The 18,855-nt window shown below is 41.5% G+C and carries 19 protein-coding genes; 16 read left to right on the plus strand and 3 right to left on the minus strand.

Going from position 1 to position 18,855, the window contains the following annotated elements:
- Positions 1-57: 57 nt before the first annotated feature.
- Positions 58-708 carry a hemolysin III family protein gene (locus tag C1X04_RS05000; protein WP_110571479.1) on the plus strand — a complete coding sequence of 217 codons (651 nt, stop codon included), beginning with the start codon at positions 58-60 and terminating at the stop codon, positions 706-708.
- 27 nt (positions 709-735) lie between these two features.
- Here the strand turns inward: C1X04_RS05000 and C1X04_RS05005 are convergent, their stop codons facing one another.
- On the minus strand, positions 736-1,134 hold the full coding sequence (locus tag C1X04_RS05005; protein WP_110571480.1) for a helix-turn-helix domain-containing protein: 399 nt from the start codon (positions 1,132-1,134) through the stop codon (positions 736-738).
- 418 nt (positions 1,135-1,552) lie between these two features.
- Here C1X04_RS05005 and C1X04_RS05010 point away from each other — a divergent pair, with 418 nt between their 5' ends.
- From C1X04_RS05010 to C1X04_RS05025, 4 genes are all read left to right on the plus strand, one after another.
- Positions 1,553-2,446 (plus strand): EAL domain-containing protein, encoded by an 894-nt coding sequence (locus C1X04_RS05010; protein WP_175404898.1) that lies wholly within the window; start codon positions 1,553-1,555, stop codon positions 2,444-2,446.
- A 61-nt stretch (positions 2,447-2,507) separates the two neighbouring features.
- Positions 2,508-4,127: a methyl-accepting chemotaxis protein gene (locus C1X04_RS05015; RefSeq protein ID WP_137169318.1), complete on the plus strand. Its 1,620-nt coding sequence runs from the start codon at positions 2,508-2,510 to the stop codon at positions 4,125-4,127.
- 157 nt (positions 4,128-4,284) lie between these two features.
- Positions 4,285-4,575: a YkgJ family cysteine cluster protein gene (locus tag C1X04_RS05020; protein ID WP_110571483.1), complete on the plus strand. Its 291-nt coding sequence runs from the start codon at positions 4,285-4,287 to the stop codon at positions 4,573-4,575.
- Between the two features lie 23 nt (positions 4,576-4,598).
- Positions 4,599-4,937 (plus strand): thioredoxin family protein, encoded by a 339-nt coding sequence (locus tag C1X04_RS05025; protein WP_137169319.1) that lies wholly within the window; start codon positions 4,599-4,601, stop codon positions 4,935-4,937.
- 26 nt (positions 4,938-4,963) lie between these two features.
- Here C1X04_RS05025 and C1X04_RS05030 read toward each other — a convergent pair whose 3' ends face one another.
- Positions 4,964-5,230, minus strand: a complete 267-nt coding sequence (locus tag C1X04_RS05030; RefSeq protein WP_137169320.1) for a hypothetical protein — start codon at positions 5,228-5,230, stop codon at positions 4,964-4,966.
- Between the two features lie 119 nt (positions 5,231-5,349).
- Here C1X04_RS05030 and C1X04_RS05035 point away from each other — a divergent pair, with 119 nt between their 5' ends.
- A complete protein-coding gene (locus C1X04_RS05035; protein ID WP_137169321.1) occupies positions 5,350-6,285 on the plus strand; it encodes an N-acetylmuramoyl-L-alanine amidase-like domain-containing protein in 936 nt (311 codons plus the stop codon).
- Between the two features lie 8 nt (positions 6,286-6,293).
- On the opposite strand, the gene C1X04_RS05040 is transcribed toward C1X04_RS05035, so the two are convergent.
- Positions 6,294-6,701 carry a DUF2721 domain-containing protein gene (locus C1X04_RS05040; RefSeq protein WP_137169322.1) on the minus strand — a complete coding sequence of 136 codons (408 nt, stop codon included), beginning with the start codon at positions 6,699-6,701 and terminating at the stop codon, positions 6,294-6,296.
- Positions 6,702-6,893: 192 nt separating this feature from the next.
- Between C1X04_RS05040 and C1X04_RS05045 the strand changes: the two genes are divergently transcribed.
- The 10 genes from C1X04_RS05045 (at position 6,894) to C1X04_RS05085 (ending at position 18,823) form a co-directional block, all read left to right on the plus strand.
- Complete coding sequence (locus C1X04_RS05045) at positions 6,894-8,171, plus strand: hemolysin family protein (RefSeq protein ID WP_137169323.1); 1,278 nt, start codon at positions 6,894-6,896, stop codon at positions 8,169-8,171.
- A 189-nt stretch (positions 8,172-8,360) separates the two neighbouring features.
- The gene (locus tag C1X04_RS18410; RefSeq protein ID WP_175404899.1) at positions 8,361-8,501 is read left to right on the plus strand and encodes a hypothetical protein; all 141 of its coding nucleotides are present in this window, start codon (positions 8,361-8,363) and stop codon (positions 8,499-8,501) included.
- Positions 8,502-8,963: 462 nt separating this feature from the next.
- Positions 8,964-9,269 (plus strand): DUF883 family protein, encoded by a 306-nt coding sequence (locus C1X04_RS05050; protein ID WP_110571488.1) that lies wholly within the window; start codon positions 8,964-8,966, stop codon positions 9,267-9,269.
- A gap of 17 nt (positions 9,270-9,286) precedes the next feature.
- Positions 9,287-9,670 (plus strand): hypothetical protein, encoded by a 384-nt coding sequence (locus C1X04_RS05055; protein ID WP_137169324.1) that lies wholly within the window; start codon positions 9,287-9,289, stop codon positions 9,668-9,670.
- 3 nt (positions 9,671-9,673) lie between these two features.
- Entirely contained in the window at positions 9,674-10,036 is a 363-nt protein-coding gene (locus C1X04_RS05060; protein WP_137169325.1) for a hypothetical protein, read from the plus strand.
- 229 nt (positions 10,037-10,265) lie between these two features.
- Positions 10,266-11,849, plus strand: a complete 1,584-nt coding sequence (locus C1X04_RS05065) for an ABC-F family ATPase (RefSeq protein ID WP_137169326.1) — start codon at positions 10,266-10,268, stop codon at positions 11,847-11,849.
- Between the two features lie 105 nt (positions 11,850-11,954).
- Positions 11,955-12,368, plus strand: a complete 414-nt coding sequence (locus tag C1X04_RS05070; RefSeq protein WP_254682333.1) for an MmcQ/YjbR family DNA-binding protein — start codon at positions 11,955-11,957, stop codon at positions 12,366-12,368.
- A 277-nt stretch (positions 12,369-12,645) separates the two neighbouring features.
- Complete coding sequence (locus C1X04_RS05075) at positions 12,646-14,547, plus strand: PhoX family phosphatase (protein WP_137169328.1); 1,902 nt, start codon at positions 12,646-12,648, stop codon at positions 14,545-14,547.
- A 247-nt stretch (positions 14,548-14,794) separates the two neighbouring features.
- Positions 14,795-17,215 (plus strand): EAL domain-containing protein, encoded by a 2,421-nt coding sequence (locus C1X04_RS05080; RefSeq protein WP_137169329.1) that lies wholly within the window; start codon positions 14,795-14,797, stop codon positions 17,213-17,215.
- Between the two features lie 45 nt (positions 17,216-17,260).
- Positions 17,261-18,823 carry an FMN-binding glutamate synthase family protein gene (locus C1X04_RS05085; RefSeq protein ID WP_137169330.1) on the plus strand — a complete coding sequence of 521 codons (1,563 nt, stop codon included), beginning with the start codon at positions 17,261-17,263 and terminating at the stop codon, positions 18,821-18,823.
- The last annotated feature ends 32 nt before the right edge of the window (positions 18,824-18,855 follow it).

Consider the following 18,855-nt stretch of genomic DNA (forward strand, 5'->3'; position numbering starts at 1 on the left):
AATTTTATCGACTTGTACCATGCTGGTGTAAGTCAAATTAATGATAGGTAGGGAAGTATGGAAAAGCTGGCGTCTAATCGTCATCAATCGATTGGAGAAGAAGTAGCGAATAGCATTAGCCATGGTCTAGGTTTGATTGCTGCCATTGTTGGTACTCCGTTTCTTATTTTGAGCGCAATGCGCTATGCCGATGTGAGCTATGTTGTTGGGGTCAGTATTTTTTCAGCAACGATGATCATACTGTATTTAGCCTCGACTCTTTATCATGCAATGCCTAAAGGCAAACTGAAATATGTGTTTCGAGTGATCGATCACTCAGCAGTGTATTTATTGATTGCTGGAACCTATACACCTTTTATGTTGGGAGTGTTGGAAGGTGCTTGGGGCTGGTCATTACTGGTTTCTGTTTGGGGGCTTGCAACGATTGGCGTTGGACTTAAGGCATTTGGTAAAGTCTCTCACCCTGCTGTTTCAACCATTCTTTATGTCGTATTGGGATGGCTGATTCTGATTGCCATTAAGCCACTTGTCACTTTAATGGCACCGACCGGGTTGCTTCTGTTGGTCTTGGGCGGCGTGCTTTACACCCTTGGCGTAGTGTTCTTTATACTGGATTCACGATTGCGTTATGGGCATTTGGTTTGGCATTTATTCGTACTTGGCGGTACGGTTTGTCATTATTTTTCAATCTATTTTTATGGTGCTTAGCGAGATTTTTGACAAAAATCGAATGCGCTATTGACCTGTTTTTGTTTGCCATTTGTGCAATGTTTTTAATTGCTCGAGCAACAAGGATTTGTTGTTTGGTGTTAGTTCGTTAAATAAGCTTAATACCATTTTCGCTTCATGAGTGAAGTGAAAATCGGCAGGGTTCCCCTCATGCTTTTCTTTATCATCTTCTTGTCTTAAAAAGTCGACTATGTCTTCAGGAGAATGCTCGCTGGCAGCGTATAAGATAGATGGTTTGGTATCTAAAGCCATAGCCAGTTTTTGTAAGACTTTTTGCGAGGGTTGTCTTTGACCTTTTTCAATTCGTGAGACATTGCTGGTGGCCATGTCAGCTTCCAGTGCGACTTGTTCCTGAGTCATCTTGCGATGAATACGCAAAAATTTTATAGCTTGGCCAATATTCATGGCAAGATTATCCGTCTAATTTTGCCTATATGGCAAAACCTGACAGGCAATTTGCTTGACACTATTTGCCATATAGGCAATATTGACAACATTTTGTGTCTAAAAGACAAAATTTTGATTGCGTTATGTACGAATCGAGACATGCAGTTGAAGGTTTTTTTGTGAAAAATGATGGTTCAAATATTGAGTGTGATCAGCATCATGCACAAGAAGCGAATGGTGACTTTATTGTATTGAACAGTAAAGGTGTGATTGTTTTTGTAACAAAGAGGCAGAATTAGCTCGTGTCAATTTAAAAGCATGGTCAATTTTACCTTTTAATCGGTTTCGGTTAGATGACAAAAATCAACTGTTTGAGCTGAGTAAGCTTAAAAAGTCCGTCATGAAGGAGGCTAGGCTTTTATTTATGGAAAATGGAGTGAATACACATAAAGTGAAAATGTGGGTTAATGCTTTTTGGCTATTAGGGAAGCACTATTACAGTCTGTTTTTTCAAAAACGTTTTGTGGAGCCAGAGTGGCTTGCTGCATTGTCGTCTGCTAAAAAAGCTCAGGCTTTAAAGGCAGATTTAAATGGCGATTTGCTCGACCTACATTATCAGCCTCAGATAAATATTTTAGATGATAGTCTTCATGGCGTGGAAGCGTTGGCCAGGTGGACAAGCAAAGCGTTTGGCAGGGTTGCTCCTGACGACTTTATTGCTTTGGCAGAAGAAAATGGGTTAATTGCAGATTTGGATCTATGGGTTCTCAATCGTGCTTGTCAGCAATTGGCGCTATGGCGAAAGCAGGGCATTAAAATTCCTACTGTTGCCGTTAATTTTTCACCGCTTACCTTTACTTACGCCCACTTAGAACAAAAGGTACAAGCTATTCTAGAGGAAAATAGCTTATTGCCTTCGGATTTGGTTATAGAAGTGACTGAGAATAAGTCCATTAACACATCATGCAGTTTAGCTAATACTATTGCACGAATTCATGCGATGGGTGTGGCTATTTCTTTAGATGATTTTGGCACAGGGTATTCGAATCTTAAACGCTTACTGAAATTTCCCGTGTCACAGTTGAAATTAGACAGAGTGTTTGTGGATGGCTTATCCAATGAGTGTTATAGCGAAATGTCTCAGGAACTTAGCAAGGTCGTGTTATCTCTTTGCAAAACGATGCGTGCAACAGCTATTGCCGAAGGGGTCGAAACACAGCAGCAGTTATCCCATTTAACCTCAATGGGTTATGGGGTTGTACAAGGGTATATTTTTTCTCCTCCTCTACCACAATTGGAATTTGAGCATTGGTGCTTTAAAAGGAATTAAGTGTGTTAGGGAAATATAAGCGTTAATCAGATTTACAACATAGTATCTAAAGGAAGTACACATGCTACGTAATATCAATATTAGGTCTCGATTATTAATGGCGTTTACTGTCATTATATTTTTGCTTGTTTGCCTCGGTGGCGTGAGTATGTCAGCGATGAAAAGTATTCGAGCCAATTCAGAGATGATTGAAACGAATATTGTACCCGCTATTGCAAGCTTGGGTGACGTCAACAGTAATTTAATGCGAGTGAGGATATTTACATTAAGGCTGTTAAACGGGACTAGCCAAGAAGCAAAGAAAGCCACAGTCGCGGACCTAGAAAAAATTATAAAAGACGTTGAGCAATATCTATCAGAGTATGAAGCCACTATATATTTAGAAAGCGAGCGGCGCTTATTCGAAGAGTTTAAAAAGTCGCAAGCCAGTTATTTTAACGTCCAAAAAGAAGTGGTTTCTGCCTCACTACAAGGAAATACAGACGCTCTATCAGTGTTAGTTCCTAAGATGAATGACTCTGCAGATAACATGGTTGTGGTGTTGAGAAACATAGTGGCAGCAAACCAGGAAGGTGCTGAGATCGCCAGTGCAGATTCACGGGAAATGTATAATGAAAGCTTCATTCTCATTATTATTATCGCTGTTATTGCAGCTGCAGCGGCTTCAGTTATAGCTGTGGTCCTTTCTCGAAGCATTAATAAACCTTTGCAGGACGCTGTTGCCTCCGCAGAAGTGATTGCTAGCGGTGACTTGACTCAAACTATCCACGTTGATGGCGATGATGAATTAACTCGTTTAACCACTGCTTTGAAAGCCATGCAAGGGAACTTACGAACAGCGATTGTTCATATTGCAGATTCATCCGGGCAACTTGCGTCGGCCGCCGAAGAGCTAAATACGGTCACAGAAAACTCGTCAAATATTCTCATGCAGCAGAATGAGGAAATCCAGCAAGCCGCTGCTGCGATTACTCAAATGAGTACGGCAATAGACGAAGTGGCTCAAACGGCACAGCAAACGTCTGAAGGTTCAGTCGAATCGGCATCATTGGCGGAAGAAGGCAAGGCGCGAGTAAGCGAAACGACCGCTGTTATTCTTGATATGAATAAAGAAATGACAGCCAGCACTGGCGTTATTAATCAATTGGCAGAACAAGTCGCATCGATTAGCCAAATCTTGGATGTTATTCGCGCTGTAGCAGAGCAAACGAATTTATTGGCGCTAAACGCTGCCATTGAAGCGGCAAGAGCGGGTGAAGCTGGACGAGGGTTTGCGGTTGTGGCTGATGAGGTAAGAAGCCTTGCTCATCGTACTCAAGAGTCGACAGGTGAAATTGAAACCATGGTTCGTCAAGTCCAGATTTCGGCAAACGATGCTGTTTCGTCAATGGAAAACACTAGCCACAAAACGAACCAAGCTCAAACCGTTGCTGCTGAAGCATCTCAAGCGCTAGAAAAAATAACGGCACGCATTCTTGCTATTAGTGACAGCAATCACGTGATTGCAAGTGCTGCGGAAGAGCAATCTACCGTATCGAAAGAAATCGATAGCAACATTTCTACGATTAGCGATTTAGCAACGCAAACGGTAGTTGGTGCCAATGAAACAAGTTCAAGTGCCGCTGAATTAACGCGTTTAGCTGTCGAGCTGAATGAATTGGTTGTTAAATTCAAAGTATAAATAATCATTTTTACTGGTCTAGCCTGCGAAGTGTGGTGGCTGTGTCTGCTTTTAGGCTAGATCGGTAGTATACTGTTTCCTTTCTATGATCAAAAAGATCTGTTTTTGATTCTCTGTCTGCCTCTCGACACTTTCTTTTAGGTAACTTATTGCTTTTATGACCATCGACCTAAAGAACATTACTGAACATGATATTACGTGTGCAAACTGCCAAGCTTGTTGCTGCCGAATGGAAGTGATGATAATTAGTGATACTGGTGTGCCTGATAAGCATGTTTCAGTGGACGAATGGGGTGGAGAAACCATGTTGAGATTAGACGATGGCTGGTGTTCTGCCGTTGATAGAGAGACCTATCTTTGTACCATTTATGAAAACCGCCCTTGGATCTGCAGAGAGTTTGAAATGGGTTCTGAGGAGTGCGTCGAAGTGTTTAACGTGGTTGATTAATAGTGTTTGAAGGAGGGAGTGTTATGCAAGCCAGTGTGATGGGATTTAATCCAGATTATTCAGAAGAGGCTCCAGCATTTGAAGACCTTCAGGCGCTTGATGGATCTGCTGTTTTGGAGTTCGGCACACCTTGGTGTGGACATTGCCAAGCGTCTAGGACTGCCGTCGAAAGCGTTCTGAAGGCAAGGCCAGACTTGTTTCACATTAAAATTTTTGATGGTAAAGGCAAGCGCCTTGGTCGCCAATTTGGTGTAAAGCTTTGGCCAACGCTTATTTTATTAAAAGACGGCCAAGAAGTAGACCGAATAGTTCGCTTTACTTCACCTGATGAGGTCATGGCGTTGCTTGCTCGACAGTGTTAATTCATTGTTGATCATTTTAAAAATGTTCAAACTGTGATGTCTATCAACCGACCAATCGTTTTATCTGAAGCCTCGATTACGTTTGCATTGGCTTGAGCTTCTAACACGCTACTTTTGGCTTCAATTAGGCCATCTTGGACCTGTGAGCCATAAAGGTCAGGCTGTTGCGCTGCTTTGGGGTCAAGTGTCGGTAATGAGGCACTTGCCACTTTTTGGCTTGCTTGATCTAGCTTGTCTTGGCTGCGTTGTAAGCCTTGTTGACCATAAATAAATGACGAACTATTGATTTCCATGAGCGGCCTCAATTTCAATTAATAGGTAAATACTAGCACAATAATATGATTGTTTTTTATACAATGGTTGTTTTTTTATGTATCAGGTTAAAAATTTTATCATGTGGGTTAAAGCGAGTATGAAGTGCATTATCCGAAAAGCGCTAACGGCGTTGTCGATTACTTTTATGTGTTCGTCTGCGATGGCCATGAATCAGCTGGATTCAGCAAACAGAGCGGTCTTTTATAAAACGATCGATGATTTTTCTGCTACCGCAGCCTCCAATGCCGATAAAATTGACGCTTTAAGTGCGACCTTACTTGGAGCTGAATACCTTGGTGGTAGCGTTGGAGAAGGCGATCAGGGCAAGTATGACAAGGACCCTTTGAGTCGTTTCGACGTGTTTGATTGTACTACCTACGTTGAAACCATATTGGCAGGCGCTATTTCGTCGACGTCTGAGGAATTCCAGTCAAACTTACACCGTATTCGCTATCGAGATGCAAAAGTGGATTTTGTTTCTCGTAATCATTTTCCGAGTGTTGATTGGATTCGCAACAATCAAGACAAGTTAATGGACATCACGCCAGATGTTGGTGATGGCAAAGCGCGGGTTGCGAAGGCAATGATAGATAAGTCTGCATGGTATCAGGCACTTACTGGAGATGTACTAAAATGCGACCCTGAATCGTCTCGCCAGTGTCTAAACTTGCTAAAACAGTTGCATGAAGAAGGCCGTATTTATAAAACTGAGCCTGCTTATATTCCATATGTGCCATTAACGGCGCTATTTATTGGTAACGAGAATGATGTTAACCAGGCGCTTTTAGACCGTATTCCTTCTGGAAGTGTAATCAGTATGGTTCGTCCAAATTGGAATATAAAGCAATACATTGGTACGAATATGAATGTCTCACACCAAGGTCTAGCTATTCGAAAAAACGGCACCTTATTGCTGCGACATGCTAGCTTGACGAACAAAAAAGTAATGGATGAAAACTTTGCAGAGTACTTTTCAAAGTACTCTGAGACCTCTTCTTTGAAAGGTTTTAATGTCCAAGTATTACAGCGTTAACAGCGTAATTATTTTTTGCGATTACGTTGCTTAAAGTTCGTGCTGAAATGTTGCAGATGCAACTCTAATGCATCGCATGAGATGGTGATTTCGCGCACGGATAAGTACAGAGAGTACATTAAGCAAACCAAACTAGCGCCAAAAATGTAACTGCCTATTTGTTGATACTCAAGGTAGATTGCCATCATGGATAACACACATAGGAAAAAGCTAATTACCCCAGCTTCTTGCATGCGTCGTATCAAGTATATGCGTTTACGTAAATTGGTAATCTGTTCTGTAATGTTGGCATCTTCGAGTTTAGGGTCAAAATTACGAATAATCGATGCTAGTGTGACAAAGCGATTCGTATAAGCCAAAAGCAATAATGAAACGGCGGGAAACAACATCGCCGGAGTCGTTAGGGTAATAATCATGCTGGATCCTGTTGATCATGAAATAAAGACAGTGTTTTACGCTGTTTGGTTGTTTCATATTACGCCTTGAGTGTGCTTTTTTGAATACTATTCCTCCCTTCTGAAAGTATAAAAAATAAGCATTGTATCGTAGCAACTTCCTTCTATAATGCGGCCTATTGACGTTCTGTCTTTCGGTATAAAGAGAAAAAAATGAGTGATGTATTTAGTATCGGTTTGCTAATAATTGCTGGGGCCTTGTTTGCTATGGCTGAGATTGGCGTGGCGGCAGCTAGAAAAATAAAACTTCGAGTGTTAGCGGATGAAGGCAATGTGAAGGCGCAATCTGTGCTGACTTTGCAGCAAAAGCCAGGTGCTTTTTTTGCTATGATTCAAATCGCGCTGAATGCCATTGCTATCCTGGGCGGTATTGTTGGTGAACAGACCTTAACACCTTACATAAAGCAATTTGTAAGTTTGCTTTATGTTGGGCCTTTATTGGAGCAAGTTAGCTTTGTCATTTCCTTTTTGTGTTTGACGTCACTTTTTATCTTGTTTGCTGATCTTTTGCCTAAGCGTGTGGCCATGATTATGCCGGAAGCGGTTGCCGTTAGAATGGTGACTCCTATGCTTTGGGTGACCTTTATCTTAACGCCTGTGGTTTTCGTGTTTAACGGCTTCACCAATTTGGTTCTGCGTCTTTTTAATATGCCTATCGAACGCCAAGAGGTGGTGACCACAGAAGACATTGTTGCCATGATGGATGCGGGCGCTGAAGATGGCAGTTTACAGAGTCAAGAATATCAATTAATTGGCAGTGTGTTTGAATTAGAAACGCGCAATATTGCCAGTACCATGACGCCACGAGATCAGATTATCTATTTTGATATAGATGACAGTAGTGAAGAAATCAGCCAGAAAATCATTGACCATCCGCATAATGACTTTTTGGTTTGCAATGGCAGCTTAGATAAAATCGAAGGCATTATTGAATCGAAAGAAATATTACGCTTGGTATTAAAAGGCGAACCTGCGCAAATTAAGCCAGAAAAAGTCGATAAGGAAGTGTTTTATCTACCAGAAACTTTAACGCTTTCTGAAGCACTTAATGCTTTTCGTGTTGCGCCTCAAGCTTTTGCTGTCATCGTAAATGAATACGCAACGATTGTTGGGATAGTGACGGTGAAGGACTTATTGGGTGGCTTTATGGGCGGTTTGTTAACGCCTCACGATGAAGAGCAAATAGTGCAACGCGATGCGAATTCATGGTTGATCGAAGGATTAACGCCCATTAATGATGTGATGCGCAGTTTAAATATAGAAGAGTTCCCAGACCGTACGCAATATGAAACACTCGGTGGCTTTATCACTTACAGCTTAAAACGCCTACCCAAGCGTACTGACTTTTTTGTCTATGAAGGCTACAAGTTTGAAGTATTGGATTTGGAAGGTGTGAGAGTCGAGCAGCTGTTAGTGACCAAACTAAAGTAATATCCATATTGTGCCGCTTTTAGTGCATAAATAGGTTTTTTATGGCTCATATAAGCACCATACGTCAAGAAGCTAAAGAATAGTTCGAGCAATGGGGAAAGGGAGTTTCTTTAGGTGTTGCTGACGGTTACTTTAGTTTTTCAATGCTAGGATGATGTTTCCAAAATCATGAAAGATGAGGAAGCAGAAATGTCTCGCTTAATTAAAAAACTAATGAATGTATCAGTATTTAGTCGACGTGCTAAAGAGCCTGTTGATATTGATACAGGAGGCTATTCGGATATGGATGATTGGAAAGGTTGGGACGCTTGGGTAGATGTTAAACAATAACGTGCTCCAGTTTAAAATTTGACAAGCTATCTGCGAATAGGAGTCTATATGAATCTATTCTAAAAGGGCAAAAAGCATACTGTTTGGCTGTATGTCTTTTGCCCTTTTTTGTTATCAAACGATTTGAAAAGAGGGTGTTGGCTTAACGCTATCTGTTTAATCTGTTGGTATTATATCGGGTTTTTAATAGTTTAAAGATTAACAATAAAAAAAGGAAAAAGTGCGTGTTGTGGTGTGTCTCTTTGACCATTGTAGATTAAGCGCGTAAGGTGAATAGGGAAAGGTAAGTTGATTTTTAATTTAAAGCTTTTGACTTTTTACGTAAATATTTAGCTTTAGATAATCTAGAAACGATATGGAAGCCTTTCTAATGTACACGCTAAACTATATTCGTTTAGCTGAGTTTTTTGTCGCTACATTGGCGTTGAAAAGTTAATTTCAATTCTACAAGGAGAATAAAGAATGGCTACAACAACCAAGAGCACGACCCAATCAAAAGCACACGAGAAAGTAGACAGTGCCGCAGAGGCTGCACATAAAGGTGTAGATAGTGCTGCAGAAATGAAAGAACAGAGCCAAGAACGCATTGAAGAAGTTGCTCATCAGATCAGTGAACAAGCACACAAAATTGCAGACACAGCCAAGAGCCAATCTGAAAAGGTTACCTCGGCAGTGGGTGAATACGCTAAAGAACACCCAGTTAAAACAATCGGCATTGCGTTTCTAGCAGGCGCTTTAGCTGCGAGTCTTCTAAGTAAGCGTAAATAAAATTAGGAATAGTATTGATGGAAACATCGCAGCACTCTGAGGCTGAATCTCAGCAAGAAAAATCGGATTTTGATGAGGTTATTGATACTCATAAAAGTTGGCTGAAGAGTGTATTAGGGCTAGGAGCGTTAGAAGCTAAGTTATGGGTAACGTCTAGTGCCCAGCTCCTTGCCTTAATGTGTGGCGTGATTTTCTTGTTGCTCACTACTTGGTTATTAATTATTGCCAGTATTGCAGCTCTCGCATGGAGCTATGGTTTTTCTTTGGTCGGGATTTTATTAACGGCAACATTTGTGACTTTTCTAAGTTCTATTGTTTTGCTGTATTTGGTGAAGAAAACCTTGAAAAGCATGGATTTTACTCGTACTTTCGATGCCATTATTCCAACAGACGATGAGTAATATATGTTTGGTTTAAAGCGAATGCGTCAACAGCGAGAACGCCTATATTTTCGCACACAAATTTTAGAAAAACGTGCAAAGGCGTCTCGTGACAAAGCGGCTGATAATTTACTTGATACAGCAACCAGTCCAACAGGCTTACTGGCTAGCTTTGCCTTAGGGGCAAGTACTCAGCTTGATATTACAAGAAAGGCCCGAAAAAACTTACTTAATGGCGCAAGTCGAGATGTGGCCAGCTTTTTGGTGGCTCAGGTTGCGGCTTACATGAATAATGAGCCAACTAAGAATGAGTCAGAAATGCCAGTAGATGAAGACGATAAAGCGCCTTCTGAAGCAGCCATCCCTCCCGAAAATACGAATGTATAATTCAGTCTTGTGAGATTTTTAGAGTAATTTCGCACCGAGAATGAGCATTATAGGTTCGTTAAATAATCAATAGCCTTTATTAGACCGACTTGTTCAAAAAAACGGCACTTAATCCTCGACTTTGGGGCCTTAAGTCTCTATATTCGCCCATCTTTGTGTTTGTCTTCTGACCCTGCTTTTGTGGTCTGTATAAACGTTTTTCTTTTCTTTTTGTTTAGGGCTTTATCCTTTGATCTCCACGGCTAATATCACCATGCAATTTGGCGCAACGCCATTGTTCGAAAACATCTCTGCAAAATTCGGTAACGGTAATCGCTATGGCTTAATAGGCGCGAATGGATGTGGCAAGTCTACTTTCATGAAAATCCTCAGTGGGGCGCTGACGCCAACGTCTGGTAACGTGTCTATCACGCCTGGTGAAAAAGTCGGTACCTTAAGTCAGGATCAGTTTGCTTTTGAAGAATACACGGTTGTCGATGCGGTTATTATGGGCGATGTGGCGCTATGGAAGGTTAAGCAAGAGCGAGATGCGATTTATGCTAAACCAGAAATGAGCGAAGAAGACGGCATGCGTGCTGGTGAGCTAGAAGCTGAATTTGCTGAAATGGATGGTTACAGTGCAGAAAGTCGCGCAGGCGACATTTTATTGGAAGCGGGCATCGCAGAAGAATTTCATTTTGGCTTAATGAGTCAAGTTGCACCGGGTTGGAAACTTCGTGTTTTGCTAGCACAGGCATTGTTTGCTAATCCTGATATTTTGTTGCTAGATGAACCAACTAACAACTTGGATATCCATACCATTAACTGGTTAGCAGGTGTGTTAAATCAACGTAAATGCACCATGATTATCATCTCCCACGACCGTCACTTTTTAAACTCTGTGTGTACTCACATGGCGGATATCGACTTTGGTGAGTTGCGTATTTACCCAGGTAACTACGAATATTTCATGGAAGCCTCGTCTTTGATTCGTGAACAATTATTAACTGAAAATGCGAAGAAGAGTGCAGAAATGGACGATCTTCAAGCCTTTGTTAATCGTTTCTCGGCCAATGCTTCTAAGGCAAAGCAAGCCAGCTCACGGGCGAAAAAGTTAGAAAAAATCGAATTGGCGGAAGTAAAACAGTCGAGCCGTATGACGCCTTCTTTGACCTTCAAGCAAGACAAGAAGCTTCATCGTCATGCGTTGATCTTAGAAGATTTGGGGCATGGCTTTGATGAATTGCTGTTTACCGGCGGCAATATGATTCTAGAGGCGGGCTCTCGGTTAGCGATTATTGGTGAAAACGGTGCAGGTAAAACCACATTCTTACGTTGCTTGATGAAAGAGCTAGAAGCCAAGCAGGGTGAAGTGAAATGGGCTGAAAACGCGGTAATTGGTTACTGTCCACAAGACAGCACCGAAGACTTCGATTGCGATTTGACATTATTTGATTGGATGTCGAAATGGCGTACTGCGAAACATGATGATCTTAAAGTTAGAGCTATGTTGGGGCGCTTGCTCTTTACGGCAGATGACTTCAATAAAAAAGTACGCGTTTGTTCGGGTGGTGAGAAAAACCGCTTGTTATTTGGTAAGTTGATGATGATGGACCTAAACGTTTTAGTGATGGATGAGCCGACTAACCATATGGATATGGAAGCAATTGAAGCGTTAAACAACGCCTTGTTAGATTTTGATGGCACCTTGATCTTTGTTAGTCACGATAGGGCGTTTGTCTCCTCTTTGGCAAATCGAGTGATTGAAATTAAGGGACAAAAGGTTATTGATTTCCAAGGGACTTATGACGAATATTTGGCTCATCAAGGCTAACCTTAGATAGATTTTACCTCTGTTTAAAGCCACTTACTGAATGTCAGTAAGTGGCTTTTTTGTTTTATACTGATGACTGTTTTGACGCATGATAAGGACGCTATTTTGGATTCAACATCACTTAAACAATATCTGCTTTCTAAACCTGAGGCAGAAGAATATTACCCATTCGATGATTATACGGCCGTGTTCAAAGTACAGGGAAAGATGTTTGCATTGTTAATAAAGAAACAGGGTGCGCCACTCTTAAACCTGAAATGCCTTCCAGATCATGCTATTGAGTTGCGTGATATTTTTACTGATGTCATTCCTGCTTATCACATGAATAAACGACATTGGAATTCGATTGTTCTGTCTGGTGAATTGCCTATGGGCGAAATTCAAAGGCAAATCGATCACTCCTACAGTTTGGTGGTTAAGGGGTTAAAAAAGTCTATACGAGAAGGCTTAGAAGTTCGACACGGAAAGTCGAATTTGTACTCCGAAATAATGGCTGAAAACAACCACAAGCAACATTGATCTATTGTATAAATGCGACTGCTGGCTTTAGGCTTATCCATACTATTTTTTAAAGCGTATATTTTTTCTACGGGTTGAGTGATAACCATCCTTTCCTATGTAATCCTGCCTATAAATCATAATTTCTCAACACTGTCATTTTCATGTCATCTTTTCTCGGTAAGTTACTTTTCAGTTTCCTTGCCAGAGGAAGAGTGACATGAGCAATACCAAAAAAGAGTATGCCTAGGTATCAATCTCGCCAATGGCTATTTTTAATCATTAATAGGGCAGTGTTATGAGCATTAAAAACGATAGAAAGCTAGGATTTGATGAGTTAGATGAATTGGTGCGTCCCGCTCCTGAAGTGGTCGAATTTGAAGAAGTTGCGCATAAAATGGTGTCACGTCGTGGCTTTTTAAGTGGTGGTGCAGCAGTCGGTGCCGGAGCTTTCGTCATGGGCTCAACAACATTAGCAGCAAGTAAAGCACTTGCCGCAGGAAGCACAGAATCACGCCTTGCATTTACCAAGGTGGCAGCTAATACGTTAGATACTGTGACTGTCCCTGAAGGTTATAAATGGGAGGTTTTGGCCTCTTGGGGTGATCCTTTATTCAGTAATGCTCCTGCTTTTAACGCCGCTACAGGTGGTACTGGCGCTTCACAAGAATTGGCCTTTGGCGATCATAATGATGGCATGGCGTTCTTTTCTAAAGATGGCAAACAAATTATGGCCATCAACAACGAATACACTAATGAAAAAACGCTTCATGCTAATCGTGCTGATGGCATGCCTGCTAATGCTGATGATGTGCGTAAAAACAAAGCGGCTCACGGCGTGTCTATTATTGAAGTAGCAGAGCGCGGCGGAAAATGGGGGATTGTTCAGGATTCTCCTTACAATCGTCGAATCACGGCGGATACGGAAATGGACATTACAGGACCTGCTCGTGGTCATAAATGGCTACAAACCTCAGAAGATCCTAAAGGGCTGGTTGCCAAAGGAACTTGGAATAACTGTGGTAATGGACAAACGCCTTGGGGTACCTATTTGACGTGCGAAGAGAACTTTAATGGTTACTTCAGTGCAAGTGACAAGAACTACAAAATGCCCGAAGCGTTTAAGCGTTACGGCGTGAGTACGGAAGGTCGTTATAACTGGGCGATGGCGGACGATCGCTTTGATCTTGTCAAAGAGCCTAATGAGCCAAATCGTTTCGGTTACATTGTTGAAATCGATCCATTAGATCCGACTTCTCGCCCGAAAAAACGTACTGCTTTAGGTCGCTTTAAACATGAAAATGCCGAATTAACTATTGCTGCGAACGGTCACGTTGTTGTTTATCTTGGCGATGATGAGCGTGGCGAATTTCTGTATCGTTTTATCTCCAAGCATAAATACTTGGCTGGTGGTAATAATCGCGACCTACTGGAAGAAGGGACTCTTTACGTTGCCAAATTCCATGATAATAACCGCGGCGAGTGGTTAGCGTTAACGCCTAAGACAACGGGAATGACGGAGGCTGAAATTGCCATTCATACCCGTATGGCGGCTTCTAAAGTGGGAGCGACTACGATGGACCGTCCAGAGTGGGTGGCGTCTCACCCGCATAAAACAGAAGTGTATTGCTCATTGACGAACAACAAAAACCGTGGAGTTAAGCCAAATGCAGGTGGAGATGCTACGCCAGCTGGTGGTCCAAACCCGCGAGTTAAAAACAACTTTGGTCAAATCGTGCGTTGGATGCCAATGGACGCAGATCATACTCACAAGGAATTTAAGTGGGATTTGTTTGTATTAGCTGGTAACCCAGCGGTTTATGACGATGCGAATGCGGGTTCTCAAAACATTAATCAAGACAATATGTTTAACTCGCCAGATGGTCTGAAGTTTGATTCTAAAGGCTTATTGTGGATTCAAACAGACGGCAATTACTCAAACGAAAATGGTTTCAAAGGACAAGGTAATAACCAGATGTTGGTTGGGGATCCTGAGACTGGCGAAATTCGTCGATTCCTAGTGGGTCCAAAAGAATCTGAGATTACTGGCTTGGCTTGGAACGCGGCTAAGACCACTATGTTTATTAGTATTCAGCATCCGGGTGAAGGTGGGAATTCACATTGGCCTGATGGAGGACTTTCAGTTCCTCGTTCTAGTGTCATTGCTATATCGCGCGAAGACGGTGCCGTGCTCGGCTAAGATCTTGTGTTGCAAATAGTTTTTAGCACTTTAAAGCCAGTATAGTTAATATGCTGGCTTTTTTTATGCCTTTTTTAGGGGGGATAAAATGAGCAAATTATGATTTAAGTCATAGCTCCTATAAGAGTTTTTTATAGATTCTTGTGTCATTGCTCATAACATGTCAATCTTATAAAAGAGCAAGTTAAGAATCAGTTGTTAGGTGCGGTAGCGTAGGATAAACACCAAAGAATATAAGCGAGTCAGAATGGGTGTTGTTTTTTCAAAATCTTTATTCGTTAAGCAAACGTTTTTAACGTTAGTACTCGCTATTGTTCTAAGTTTGGTTAGCAGTGGCTTTCAATTTTTTGATGGAATTAGTGAACAAAAGGCCCAAATAAATCAACACTTCGAAGAATTACTTGCCGTTGTCGAAAAACCCTTGTCTGAAGCGGTTTTTCGTTTAGACGTTGCGTTTGCACAACAACAGGTGAATGGTTTACTTGTTAGCCCTAGTATTTCCCATTTGGAAGTCAGAGACGAGTCTGGACGTCTTTTTGTTGAAGCCACAGCCGCCAAGCGCGATTTTTACTTGCCAGAGTTTTTTACTAACTACTTTTTGGTTGATTTAGAAACTTATGAGCGAGAGTTACACTTAGAAAGGCCTGCTTTTTATGCGGGGAACTTATATCTCTGGCCAGAAAAGCGTTATTTATTGGATGCGATTTTCAAAGAACAAGTTTCTATTTTAATCTATAACTTATTTAAAGATGTGTTATTAGCCTGCCTGCTTTCCTTAGTGTTTTATTTTTTGGTTACTTATCCACTAATGCGCTTAACAGAGTCTTTATCAAGTGCTGGCTACAATGAAGACATTCCTCTGCCAAAATCCTTTCATCGATATCATAAGTCGGATGAGTTAGGTAATTTATATACTACTTTTGCACACCTATGGAAAAAGCTCCATAAGGCCTTGAGCGATTTAGAGCGTAGCGATAGTCATAGTAAGGCGACGATTGAACACGCTGCTGACGGTATTTTGTTATTAGACGAGAGAAATAAGATTACTCTGGTCAATTCAACAGCAGAAAATATGCTGAAAATGAGTGAAGATGAGCTTAAATCAAGTCCGCTGAAGGCTTTGCATACCTCCTCGTCATGGCCAGACTTTCTTGAAGTTCTAATGAATTTAAACCTTGGCTCCCCTCAAACGGTAGAGGCTGTATATCAAATTCAAGGTGTTGAATTGCCGGTGGAGATACGCTTGGCGAAATACCGAATTCAAAGTCGAGTCGAAACAATACTCTTGGTACGTGATGTCTCTGAACGAAAGGAAGCTGAGGCTCATATTCATCGCTTAGCGTATTATGATTCGGTAACCGACTTGCCAAATCGTCAATATTTATCAGATAAGCTTCTGGATGTGTTGAAGAACTTGCGAGCGACAAAAACAAGCAGTCATGCAGCGGTTGTTTTTATGGATCTTGATAGGTTCAAAATCATTAATGATTCCTTGGGTCACAATGTCGGTGATCAATTACTTTGTTCCGTGGCGTCGCAACTCGAATCTGTCGTTAAAGATAATATTGTATTTGCCCGCATGGGCGGGGATGAGTTCGCTTTTTTATTGTCGCACCTTGGTGATGATAAGAGACGGGTAGAAAAAGTAATAGAGACTTTTATTAGAAGGGTGATTTACGCATGCCAGCAGGTTAAGAAAGCAGGTCATCATGAAGTTCATATAACGGCAAGTTTAGGCGCGACAATCTTTAATGGTGATGAAACATCAGCCGAGGCAATTTTTAAGCAGGCTGATACAGCGTTATATCGCGCCAAGGAATCAGGGAGAAACACTTTTGCTCTTTATAGAACAGAAATGCAGGCCATATCTGATATGCGTCTTGAAATGGAAAAAGCCCTTCATCACGCTACCGAAGCTAAGTTGTTTGAACTGTATTACCAACCCCAGACGAATGACAAGAACCAGTTAATTGGGGCGGAAGCGCTGATCAGATGGAAAGATGAGCACAATGGGTTTATTTCTCCTGCGGTGTTTATACCTATTGCTGAAGAAATTGGTTTGATTGTTGAAATTGGTCAGTGGGTTTTAGATGAGTCTTTGTCCCAAGTGGCAACTTGGTTAAAAGAGGGGAAATGGGATCCATCTTGGCGGATGTCTATAAACGTTAGCCCAATTCAGTTTCAACAGGCAGGCTTTTTACCTATGCTGAAAGAGCAGTTAGAAAAGCATGAAGTACCTTCAAGTTGTGTTGATTTGGAAATTACCGAAAATATGCTCTTTAATGACCTCAACTCTTCTTTAGAAAAAATGCACGCTATAAAGCACTTGGGGGTTCATCTTTCTATTGATGATTTTGGTACAGGTTACTCTTCTTTAAAATACCTAAAATCTTTGCCTATCGACCGTCTAAAAATAGACCAATCCTTTATCAGAGATTTATTGACTGATAAAAGTGATGAAGCAATTGTGCTTGCGGTGATTGCAATGGCGAAAGCGCTCAATATTAATGTGTTGGCAGAAGGGGTGGAGACCTTAGTGCATTTTGATCGATTACATGAAATGGGTTGCTTCTATTATCAAGGGTATTATTTTGGTCACCCTGTTCCTCCAGAAGAGTTTATTGCTCAGTTTGTCCATGATTTGCCCACACAGAGTCCTTCTTCATAGCGTAATATGACTGCGTATACGACTTATTTATATTAAGGACTTGCTATGGACTTCTTGTCTTCGTTAGCAACGGTGACCATTCATTGGGGTGCATTGTTGTTTGTGTTTTTGCTGTTTGTGGCTGCGGTCTCTGTGGTGGTGATGTATTGGGTTGATACCCATCAAACGTCTCATACCATTAGACGGAACTATCCTGTTATTGGCCGCTTTCGTTATATCTTTGAGCATATCGGAGAGTTTTTCCGACAATACTTTTTTGCTATGGATCGGGAAGAGCACCCCTTCGACAGGGCAGAACGCTCTTGGGCATATCGTGCAGCAAAAAATGTCGATAGCACTATTGCTTTTGGCTCGACTCGTTCTCTTGAAACCCCTGGTGATATTTTCTTTTTGAATTGTGCTTTTCCAACTTTGGAGGAAGACGCTGCACAGCCAAAAGAGATTTGTATTGGTGAATACACTGCCAAAAAGCCTTATAGAACTCGCTCCGTGGTCAATATTTCAGGGATGAGTTTTGGTGCCTTGTCGAAACCTGCGGTACAGGCTCTATCAAGAGGAGCACGTAAAGCAGGTATTTGGATGAACACAGGCGAGGGTGGGTTGTCCCCTTATCACCTTGAAGGTGGTTGCGATATTGTTTTTCAAATTGGAACGGCAAAATATGGTGTGCGCAATAATGAAGGGCATCTGGACGATACCAAGCTGGCGAGTTTAGCTGAGCATCAAAATGTGCGAATGTTTGAAATTAAAATGAGTCAAGGGGCTAAGCCAGGCAAGGGTGGTATGTTGCCAGGAGCAAAAGTCACGGAAGAGATTGCGCATACTCGTGGTATTCCAGTGGGTGAGGATTCCATCAGTCCAAATGGTCATGTCGATATAAAATCCATCGATGACTTATTAAATATGGTTCATCATGTACGTCAAGTTACTTCTAAACCCGTTGGTTTTAAAATGGTGGTTGGGGATTTGACGTTTTTTGAAACCTTATGCGAGTTAATCCATAAAAAAGGCATCGAGTATTGTCCTGACTTTATCACTATTGACAGTTCTGATGGTGGCACAGGAGCCGCTCCACAACCTTTGATGGACTATGTGGGGATGCATTTGCGTGAGAGTTTACCGACTGTTGTGAATATTGTGACTTCGTATGGTTTGCGTCGTTATATCAAAATTATAGCGTCTGGTAAGTTGATCGTTCCTGGTAAAGCGGCATGGGCTTTAAGTGCTGGTGCTGATTTTGTTGTAACGGCGCGAGGTTTTCTATTTTCACTTGGTTGTATTCAAGCATTACAATGTAATAAAAACACTTGTCCAACTGGTATAACGACTCATAACCCCGATTTACAACAGGGCTTAGTCGCGGCTGAAAAGTCTGAGAGAGTGGCAAATTACGCAGCCGAACTATTACATGGTATCGGTATGATCGCCCATTCTTGTGGCGTAAAAGAACCAAGAGAATTAAACCGTTCCCATGTTCGAATTATCGAGAACCAAAGCCGTTCACAGCTATTTTCACATGCTAACCCGCTACCTAATGTCCGCCCTGAATACATTAATATGACAGCGTTGAAAGAAGAGGCTATTTCGAAAGAAGAGCGCTTACAATAAATTGTTGTGCCGGTCTATGTCCTGTATTTTTT

The sequence above is a fragment of the Marinomonas sp. FW-1 genome, assembly GCF_005222245.1.
In the GTDB taxonomy this organism is placed as follows: Bacteria; Pseudomonadota; Gammaproteobacteria; order Pseudomonadales; family Marinomonadaceae; genus Marinomonas; species Marinomonas alcarazii.

Bases quoted from the DNA above. Each gene is read 5' to 3' on its own strand.
- C1X04_RS05000 (WP_110571479.1), top strand. From the start codon at position 58: ATGGAAAAGCTGGCGTCTAATCGTCATCAATCGATTGGAGAAGAAGTA.
- C1X04_RS05005 (WP_110571480.1), bottom strand. From the start codon at position 1,134: ATGAATATTGGCCAAGCTATAAAATTTTTGCGTATTCATCGCAAGATG.
- C1X04_RS05015 (WP_137169318.1), top strand. From the start codon at position 2,508: ATGCTACGTAATATCAATATTAGGTCTCGATTATTAATGGCGTTTACT.
- C1X04_RS05020 (WP_110571483.1), top strand. From the start codon at position 4,285: ATGACCATCGACCTAAAGAACATTACTGAACATGATATTACGTGTGCA.
- C1X04_RS05025 (WP_137169319.1), top strand. From the start codon at position 4,599: ATGCAAGCCAGTGTGATGGGATTTAATCCAGATTATTCAGAAGAGGCT.
- C1X04_RS05030 (WP_137169320.1), bottom strand. From the start codon at position 5,230: ATGGAAATCAATAGTTCGTCATTTATTTATGGTCAACAAGGCTTACAA.
- C1X04_RS05035 (WP_137169321.1), top strand. From the start codon at position 5,350: ATGAAGTGCATTATCCGAAAAGCGCTAACGGCGTTGTCGATTACTTTT.
- C1X04_RS05040 (WP_137169322.1), bottom strand. From the start codon at position 6,701: ATGATTATTACCCTAACGACTCCGGCGATGTTGTTTCCCGCCGTTTCA.
- C1X04_RS05045 (WP_137169323.1), top strand. From the start codon at position 6,894: ATGAGTGATGTATTTAGTATCGGTTTGCTAATAATTGCTGGGGCCTTG.
- C1X04_RS18410 (WP_175404899.1), top strand. From the start codon at position 8,361: ATGTCTCGCTTAATTAAAAAACTAATGAATGTATCAGTATTTAGTCGA.
- C1X04_RS05050 (WP_110571488.1), top strand. From the start codon at position 8,964: ATGGCTACAACAACCAAGAGCACGACCCAATCAAAAGCACACGAGAAA.
- C1X04_RS05055 (WP_137169324.1), top strand. From the start codon at position 9,287: ATGGAAACATCGCAGCACTCTGAGGCTGAATCTCAGCAAGAAAAATCG.
- C1X04_RS05060 (WP_137169325.1), top strand. From the start codon at position 9,674: ATGTTTGGTTTAAAGCGAATGCGTCAACAGCGAGAACGCCTATATTTT.
- C1X04_RS05075 (WP_137169328.1), top strand. From the start codon at position 12,646: ATGAGCATTAAAAACGATAGAAAGCTAGGATTTGATGAGTTAGATGAA.
- C1X04_RS05080 (WP_137169329.1), top strand. From the start codon at position 14,795: ATGGGTGTTGTTTTTTCAAAATCTTTATTCGTTAAGCAAACGTTTTTA.
- C1X04_RS05085 (WP_137169330.1), top strand. From the start codon at position 17,261: ATGGACTTCTTGTCTTCGTTAGCAACGGTGACCATTCATTGGGGTGCA.